This is a genomic window from Cupriavidus consociatus (genome assembly GCF_017814975.1).
In the GTDB taxonomy this organism is placed as follows: domain Bacteria; phylum Pseudomonadota; class Gammaproteobacteria; order Burkholderiales; family Burkholderiaceae; genus Cupriavidus; species Cupriavidus consociatus.
In genome coordinates this window covers 1-1,478 of sequence record NZ_JAGIQA010000117.1, presented here as the reverse complement: position 1 = coordinate 1,478, position 1,478 = coordinate 1, and the positions used below count along the sequence as shown (strand labels likewise).

At 61.6% G+C, this 1,478-nt stretch carries 2 protein-coding genes; both read left to right on the top strand.

What is annotated here, in order from left to right; all coding sequences use genetic code 11:
* Window positions 1-58 precede the first annotated feature (58 nt).
* Window positions 59-1,141, top strand: coding sequence for an IS630 family transposase (locus tag J8I82_RS37635; RefSeq protein WP_209765688.1), 1,083 nt, complete (start codon window positions 59-61; stop codon window positions 1,139-1,141).
* Window positions 1,142-1,153: 12 nt separating this feature from the next.
* Window positions 1,154-1,453 carry a hypothetical protein gene (locus tag J8I82_RS37630; protein ID WP_209765686.1) on the top strand — a complete coding sequence of 100 codons (300 nt, stop codon included), beginning with the start codon at window positions 1,154-1,156 and terminating at the stop codon, window positions 1,451-1,453.
* Window positions 1,454-1,478 lie beyond the last annotated feature (25 nt).

Sequence of the window (1,478 nt, the reverse complement as noted above, 5' to 3'; positions counted from 1 at the left end):
CTAGTACAACATCCCGTAAATAGGTTGAATAATTAATCGCCTCGGATATCATGGCGGGATGAGCCGAGGCCGCCAAGCAACGCCAGTGAAGCTGGCGAAGAAAGAACAACAGGAATTGTTATCACTGATCGAACGCAAGACGGCTGCGCAGCGAGATGTCATGCGCGCACGAATCGCGTTGTGGGCCCACGAGGGCCACTCCAATACCGTCATTGCGCGGGAATTGGATGTATCGGTACAGACGGTCTGCCTGTGGCGTAAGCGCATTGCCAAGCACGGTGCCCAAGGCATTCGCGAGGGCGAGCGTAGTGGCCGTCCGCCACGCATCACGCACGAGGCGCGGCTACAGTTGATCGCGCTGGCGTGTGAAACGCAGGAACCTGAGGGACGGGTTACGCCTACGCTCGACGAGATTGTGGCCCGCGCCGTGGAGCGCGGTGTCGTCGGGCAGATCAGCCGCAGCCAGGTGCAGCGCATTCTGCAGGCCGGCGACGTGCGTCCGCACCGGGTCCAGCAATGGCTACACAGCCCGGATCCGGCCTTTCGCGAGAAGGTCAACGGAATTTGCAAGCTGTACCGTAAGGCGCCTCGCAACGCGGTGGTGCTCAGTATCGACGAGAAAACCGGAATTCAGGCCATCGAGCGCAAGTACCCGGGACGCGCGCCCGTGCCGGGGCGGCTGCGTCGTCGTGAGTTTGAATACATCCGTCACGGCACCCAGGCGTTGATTGCTGCGCTGGACGTCCATACCGGACAGGTGCTGGCAGAATGCCGCGACCGGCGCACCCAGGATGATCTGGTCGCCTTCATGGAGCGCGTCGCAAGCGCGTACCCGGACAAGCAGGTGCACGTGGTGTGGGATAACCTCAACACGCATCGCGCCGAAGCCGTCTGGCAGGCGTTCAACGCGCGGCACGATGGGCGGTTTCACTTCCACTTCACGCCGTTGCACGCGAGTTGGGTCAATCAGATCGAGCTCTGGTTTGCCTGCTACACGCGCCGAGTGCTGCGCCATGCGAGCCATACCAGCATCGCGCACCTGCGCGAACGCACCGAGCAGTTTGTCGGCGCGCACAATCAGGTGGCCCGCCCGTTCAAATGGAGCTTCCGGGGCTATCCACTGCAAACCGGCGCATCGTAATCGAGAATCGACATGCCAGCCTTACCCGCCAAACACTACGCTGCCGAATTGCAGCGGCAACTGCGCAGCTTGCTCGGCCACGAGCAGATCATCACGCAAGCCTACGGGCGTCACCTGCTGATCAAACGTCTGGACGACGAGGAGCCCACCGTGGTGGCTCGGCTGACCGAGCTCGGCCGCCAACGCTATGGAGCCGCCTTTCGTACCCACAGTGGGCGTTGGGAGCCGCTGCCTGGCACCGGCACACTCGACGAGATGGCCCAGTTGATCGTCACGCTCCTGGAGCCCTATTTACAGCCCGATAATTATTAAAGATATTTGCGGGATGTTGTACTAG